Consider the following 6,780-nt stretch of genomic DNA (forward strand, 5'->3'; position numbering starts at 1 on the left):
TTTATAAAAACCTATCAATATGATAATAACGGAATCTATATAGGTGATGTTGACGAATGGGTAACAACGGGTACCGGGGTTTCTGCTGGCGCGACGTCAGTAGCTCCGCCCGCTGTTGAGTCTGGATATGTGGCAGTATTTTCTGCCAACACATGGTCTATGGTCGTCGATAATCGCGGTAAAACAGTCTATTCTACCACTGATCGCGTAGCATCAACCGTTGATTATGTCGGACCGATAAAAGATGGTTTCACAACCCTAAAGCCTTCGACTGATTACGATGTGTGGACTGATGGCTCATGGGTTACCGACACAACCGCAAAAAAAAATGCAGAAATAACGGCAGCGCAGAATACTCAATCAGAATTACTATCTGATGCCAAAGGCACAATCAGTATTTGGCAAACAGAGTTATCATTAGGGGATATTAGTGATGCGGATAAAACAACGTTGACGGCATGGATAAATTATATAAAAGAGTTACAAGCAATCGATACCAGTAACCCAACGGATATAGCGTGGCCAACTAAACCTTCGTCTTAAATGTTACCACTCTCATGTTACGAGGGAAGAATCATAACTGACCCATGGCAATGTATAATTGTTCTTTAATAATTATCGGAACGTATCCCATGTCTTTCAATGATGGTGAAATACCTTTGGCTTCCAAATTTAATGATCTGGCATCGAAAGACGATTTATCAAATGCCGTTCAAGGGAAAATCGACGAAATAACAGAAGGCCAAACGTCTGCGGCTGTCTCGGCTGAATCCGCGTCCACATCCGCCACTGTCGCACAAAATGCGCTCGTACAGACTCAGGCCGCCGCCGACTCCGTAGCCGCCCTTGTCGATGTTATCCCAGACAAACAGCAATTTACCGAATTGCAAACGTCCGTTGACGCTATTACGGCAGACCCAACCAATGCAGTCTCATCGATAGTTATTCCTGCAAAAGATTTTGATTTGGCAATTGGATCTGCGACATATGGAATGATAGCTAGTAGATTAGCGGGATGGCAATTTTCTAATGGGGCTGATGCGTCAATAACAAAAATGATTGACCTACCATCTCATTGGACAACAATGAGAATAACAATTATCTGGTCTAATCTCGTAGCAAACACAGGAAACGTGAGTTTTTCCGGATTAATTCACAGTTGGGCCTCGGGAGAATCATTCAATGTAACGCCGGCGGGCGGCGGTACTGTTGCAGCGGCGAATGCGACTCCCTATATTGATATAGAGACACAAATTGCTCTGGATATCACCATTGACCCAACCAGACACACTACTATTCGCATCGGTAGGAATGGCTCGTCAGCCAGCGATACCCTACCCACAGCAATGGTTATTTTGGCGGTAAATTTAACCAAGGTGGCCTAATGAGTGTCCCTCAACTGTGGCGCCTTGGGGTGCCTACACCCGGCGTATTGCGCAATTACCCGCCCAATCCTATTTATGTTGATTCAGTGAATGGAACGTCCAGTGGAACGGGCGCAATTGATAAACCGGTCAATACCCTATCACTGGCCCTGGGGCTGTGCGCAGGACTGCCCGACTATGAAATAAAAATCATCGCGCCTGAGACCTCACCGCTGCGCCAGGAAATCACATTTAACACGTCGCTCGATGTCACGTTATCCGGTGTAGACAGCGAGCCATGGTATATTTACGGCTCTAACCTACACACATCTGGCTGGTCCGGGGCTGGACCCATTTATAGTAAAACGCTGGGCTACACATCTGTTTTGGTCGTGGTGGTCACGACGATGACCGAAACAATTGTTGACCGGGAATTTAATGTCAAATTAATCCAGAACACGGATACGCCGACCACGCCCGCCGCAGGGCAATATGGCTACGTGAACGGAGTTATTTACGTCAGGTTACCTGATGATTCCAACCCGGCATTACATTCCATCGAAATATCGCAGCGGAATTTTTGTGTTGCCACTATCGGGTTTGGGCTGCTCACCGTTAATGATTGCGTTGCCAGAAACTCCATGATTAACGGAATCAGTAATGGTAATTCAACGCAGCCGGAGAATACCGGGTTTCTGACCGTAAATAATTCCCTGGTGGAATATTGCGCCAATGGCGGAGTGGGTGCGACGGGGCGCAACGAACGGACCATATGCAATAACGTTAAATGCTATCGCATTGGCAATGACGGATTCAATCTGCATAACCCCACCGGTGGTGAAGGGTATATGGAGCTGAACGGCTGTGAGGGGAGTTATTGCGGCGATATCGCGGGTCAATCGGCACAGGGAGCCTCTAACCATGAAACCTCCCACATGGTTCAGAACGGAGGATCTTATAACAAAAACGTGTCTGGCGCGATGGTGGTCATCAACTCCGGTATCTGTGATATACACGGCGATACTCTCTATGGCCCGGTAGTGATGGACGGCAATATGCGCCTGGGAAATACCGCGGGAACCATAGCCAATCAGGCCGGCTGTAATTGGGAGGACACCTCTTCAGGCATAGTAACCGGTGATGTGACCGTAAAAAATGGCCTGGGCATTGGAGTAAAACGCGACCCTGGCGCAGTGGTCACGGGTATTGAGCTGATTAAATCCATCAATAATGCATTTCCCGATATATTGTGAGGCACTATGGCAAAACGGTATTCTGAACTACGTATGAGAGTAGATAATGTGATAAACGTTGCTCTGGCGCAGTGAGAAACAATAAACGTGACGTTTGTTGTAGAAACGCCTGCCGAATCGTAAAAACGGGCCACGGATGGCCCAAAAATAAGGAAAACAACAAGAAGAGCAAATGGAAGACTATAAATTACTTGCAGCGTTCGAATGCCAAACGCAAGCCAGCACCAATTTCAGCGGGCGAACTGCTAGCGGGGAGGATAACGTCATCAGCGTCGGTTAGACCATCACCACTCCAGGATTCAAGTTTTTCGTGATGACTGGGGGAGAATGTAATCCTGCCATGAACGTATTGAATTGAGGAGCTTTTCATTTTCCTAAACAAATTTTGTTTATTTTTGTATCCATATTTATGCATTATTCCCGCAACCCAAGTAAGGTAACGATTCTTTGACACTTCACGATTAAAAAAATCCCCATATTCATCTGCCGATAAAGTTCGGCTTTTGGATAATGCCGAGATTACTGCTTCGCCAACTTTTGAATCTTCGGCATCGGGCTCTAGAAAATATGTAGGAGAAGACGTATCTAGGGCTACAAGGCCTAGTCCAGATGTGGTGTAAATGCACAAAAAATCGCCATTGATTTTTGCACAAGCACTGTAGCCTTTACCATTGTCATCAAACATATTATTCAACCTTTGTAATAATCAATTCAATGCCACTATCGTTAGCATAAGCAATTGCGCGCTCTATTTCAACCCATTGCGTATCGGTCGTTTTAGCAGGTATTGCTAACTGCATCTCTTTCTTATCAATCATTGCGGCCTTCAACTGAATGCCATCCTTTTCATAACCTCTGAACGCATTTTCTTTATCGATATACTGTTTTAATGTACTGTATACATCTTTCGGGTTTTTCAAATATCCAGCGGCTTGAGTATCCAATGTCTTAGCGCTTATAGCAGTTCGTGTTTGTGGGTCATAAAAATCGAATGTTTTGAATTTTTCCGGTAACCTAGTACCCTTTTTGAAGCGGGGTTCCAAAAAGTTTTCCCATGGAATACCTTGACCCTCTATTCCCCCACCCCAGGTGATCTTCGTATCAGCGAGTTTAACTGATTGGTATTTGCTTGCTTGACCAGTGAGTTTAGCTGCGTATTGCCCAATCCGTTCTGTTCCAACCTCCACTGCGGTGGCCCCTAGTTTCACCATGCCAATGCCAGCAGACGCAAGCGAAACCACGTCAGTGACCAGTTTTCCACCTTCTACGCCCGCTTCAAAATAGTTTTTTAATCCACCTCGTTCTTGTGCGGCTACCATATTATCGATATGCGCTATCCATTTTTCCTTAACGGCGTCAGCAACTGTGCTGAGAATATTACCATTATTGATAAGTGCCTTCAGCGCTAAGATGGTCTCGTTAGGACTCATAGCGGCATCGACAATACCTTTCACTACATCGTACAGCTCAGCGGGGGCACCTGTGACCACTCCAGAGCCGAATGCTATAAATTGACCTGCCTCAATGGATGTCCACTTCGCCTGTACCCCAATATCACAGGCAAGTGCCTCGCAAGCACCGATTTGCTGCGCTTTAGCTGCTTGCTGACTTGTATTAAGAAATCGGAGCTGCGCGAAGAGTTTTTCAAGATCCAACTCATTGATATTTGAAGCGGAAACCAATTTTTTACTTATTGGTTTAGATTGTTCTATTTTTAAATTTTTTAATCTATCATCAATATCTCTGATCTTTGTTTCCAATAATTTTATTTCATCATTAGCTGCGGTTAGCCTCCTTCTAGCCATCTCATTATCTATCAGTTTTGGACGAAGATCTTCCCAACTCTGATTTCTTCCAATAGAGTCACGAAAAGCTATTCGCTCTTCGAAATTGTTAATTCCATGTGATTCGCTCCATGCAAAATAACCGCTGCTGCTAATATCGCATTGTGCTAACTCTATTTTATATTTATCATGAACGTTTTTTTCCGCTAATTTTTTTTCATTCTGTGCATAAGATAAAGCCTTTTTTGTTGAATCTAATAATGATGTAAGATTTTCAATATCGTTCCAATCTAGTTCAAGAGTTTGTTTGATCTCATGCTCATGATGTATAAGTTTTTCTTGATATGGATTGTCTAATCTGAAATTTCTAGGGAAATTTGTGGAAAAACGTTTTTCATGTCCATGTTTTTGATAGAATGGTTTACCACTTTCCTCCTCATGACGACGCTGAGTCTCTTGGTCTTTCGATTGACATTGATGCTCATCAGTGTTGTGAACGGTAGGGTGGGGCTGTAAGGTAGATTTCGTGAAATTATGATGCCTTTCCATGGCTGCATTAAATTCGGCCTGCCGACCGCTTCTTGATGCAATGTTTTTGTGAATTTGTTTCTGTCGATTTGCAATATTGTCAGCCTGACGGCTTTGCATTTTTGCTATGTCATCACGAACTTTCTGGTTCTGCTGTTGTAATGCCTTAATGGTTGATTGATTACTGGCAGCTATGTTTCTATTCAATCTTTGTTGTGCTAACACGTTAGACGCAGCAGAGACTTTAGGTCCGATAGGTACACTTTTTTGTTCTTTTACACAACCACTAACATAGGTCTTTCTTCCATCTGGATGCTTTATGGTTTTCACACCGCAAGTTATCTCGACTCTGACTCCTGGCATGGTTTCCGTCCTTAAAATAGTTAATTGTTCAATTATGTTTCTTATTGATAACCTGAAATAAATATATTGTTTATCTCAAGTACAATATTAAAACAGAGCTTAAATAAACTTTTCCTAAACGCGGCACTATAATAAACCAGGGAGATAAAAAATTAGATTTTAGGTGAATTTATCAATACTGAAACTATTTAGTTGTTGGATTTTATTATTCATAAAAATTTAAACTCTTCTTCTATCTCCTTCTTTACACATATGCAAAATATCCTGTTTTAATTGTTCGTATAAAAAATATTCTAGGCACAAACCATGGCTTACCAACTCTTGAGTAGGACACCATTAAAATTGAGTTAGAGCTGGATGACATCTGAATAATACCCCAGCGGCCAAGTTTGTAAACGAGTGGCATAATGCCTTATCTCCTTGCCGGCGCTGCCGATTGACCAGTCCATGACGCCTGAACATGGTAGTATCGTCGTTGTCGATTCAAACGATGATCTGTTCATCTGTCGGTATGTCATTTCACCGCGTCGACGGCTGGAGAGTTTGGAACTATCAGGGCAATTTATTCAGATGCCAAACATGGACGATATGGCTGGGTTGTTCTGCTGGGGCGTGGTAACGTGGGTGATCAGTAATAAGATGGCAGTGATTAACAATGTTCCTGTGATATAAATCACAATATACCATCAAAAAACCTTTCCTAAAATCTAGGAAAGTGTTATAGTGTTTTCACGGTAAGGCAAACGGGCCGACCGATAACCAATGAGGGTTTCAAAATGTTTAAATCAATCTCTGATGCAAAAAACTTCCTGTTTAACAACGGAATGTTCGATTTCATCGATTTAGACCGCGAGGCTGAAATTGTCGAAGATCTCTATCGCAATGCAACCGATGAGGACTCTGCAAACCACATAATCGCAAATTACCTCGTCTGATTTTATCTGCCCCGCATCGTGCGGGGCTTTGCTTGGAGTGAATATGAACAATCTTGACAAGCTGATGCGGGCAGCATTCGTCGTTTACGGTAAAAACTGGCAGTCGCCTATCTCGCGAGATCTCGGTATTAGCGACCGTACTATCAGAAATTTTATATCTGGTAAAAGCCGAACGCCCGAGGATATGTCTAATCGCCTGCTACAGGCGCTTGAGCAAAAAAAATCTGAGATACAGGAGGCTATCGACTTGGTCAATTCAGATATGGTCCAAGGCGATGATGTTTCAATAGAATTAATTACTGAAATTGCATCTCGATATAAATATCGGGATGAACAGGACTATAAGTCGGCAATCGACGCTATGAATAATGCTGTTTATGAAACGACATATCTATCTGATTTAGAACAGATTGCGATAAACTGGTCTTATGGAAAGCAGAGCTGAAGCCGAGCAATACATATCTGGCGATATGATCGAATGCCTGGAATGTGGGAGAAAATTTTCTTTTCTTCCTCCACATCTCCGGCGTGCTCATGGTATGACCGCGGATGA

Annotated in this window: 7 protein-coding genes; 5 read left to right on the forward strand and 2 right to left on the reverse strand. The window is 43.2% G+C overall.

Annotation, left to right across the window (positions count from 1 at the left end; all coding sequences use genetic code 11):
* The 3 genes from FCN80_RS25145 to FCN80_RS25155 form a co-directional block, all read left to right on the forward strand.
* The coding region (locus tag FCN80_RS25145; RefSeq protein ID WP_136993046.1) for a tail fiber assembly protein at nt 1–543 on the forward strand (543 nt) is incomplete at its 5' end.
* 89 nt (nt 544–632) lie between these two features.
* Nucleotides 633–1,385 (forward strand): hypothetical protein, encoded by a 753-nt coding sequence (locus FCN80_RS25150; protein WP_136993047.1) that lies wholly within the window; start codon nt 633–635, stop codon nt 1,383–1,385.
* A complete protein-coding gene (locus FCN80_RS25155; protein ID WP_136993048.1) occupies nt 1,385–2,617 on the forward strand; it encodes a hypothetical protein in 1,233 nt (410 codons plus the stop codon). The genes FCN80_RS25150 and FCN80_RS25155 overlap by 1 nt, the downstream gene beginning before the upstream one ends.
* A 187-nt stretch (nt 2,618–2,804) precedes the next feature.
* Here FCN80_RS25155 and FCN80_RS25160 read toward each other — a convergent pair whose 3' ends face one another.
* Nucleotides 2,805–3,302, reverse strand: a complete 498-nt coding sequence (locus FCN80_RS25160; protein ID WP_136993049.1) for a contact-dependent growth inhibition system immunity protein — start codon at nt 3,300–3,302, stop codon at nt 2,805–2,807.
* Between the two features lies 1 nt (nt 3,303).
* Nucleotides 3,304–5,292: an endonuclease toxin domain-containing protein gene (locus FCN80_RS25165; RefSeq protein WP_136993050.1), complete on the reverse strand. Its 1,989-nt coding sequence runs from the start codon at nt 5,290–5,292 to the stop codon at nt 3,304–3,306.
* A gap of 978 nt (nt 5,293–6,270) precedes the next feature.
* On the opposite strand from FCN80_RS25165, the gene FCN80_RS25170 reads away from it, so the two are divergent.
* Both FCN80_RS25170 and FCN80_RS27545 read left to right on the forward strand, forming a co-directional pair.
* Entirely contained in the window at nt 6,271–6,672 is a 402-nt protein-coding gene (locus FCN80_RS25170) for a hypothetical protein (protein WP_136993051.1), read from the forward strand.
* Between the two features lie 25 nt (nt 6,673–6,697).
* A partial coding sequence (locus FCN80_RS27545; protein WP_373880365.1) for a hypothetical protein occupies nt 6,698–6,780 on the forward strand: 83 nt, incomplete at its 3' end.

It is taken from the genome of Martelella alba (assembly GCF_005217455.1).
Classification (GTDB): Bacteria; Pseudomonadota; Gammaproteobacteria; order Enterobacterales; family Enterobacteriaceae; genus Acerihabitans.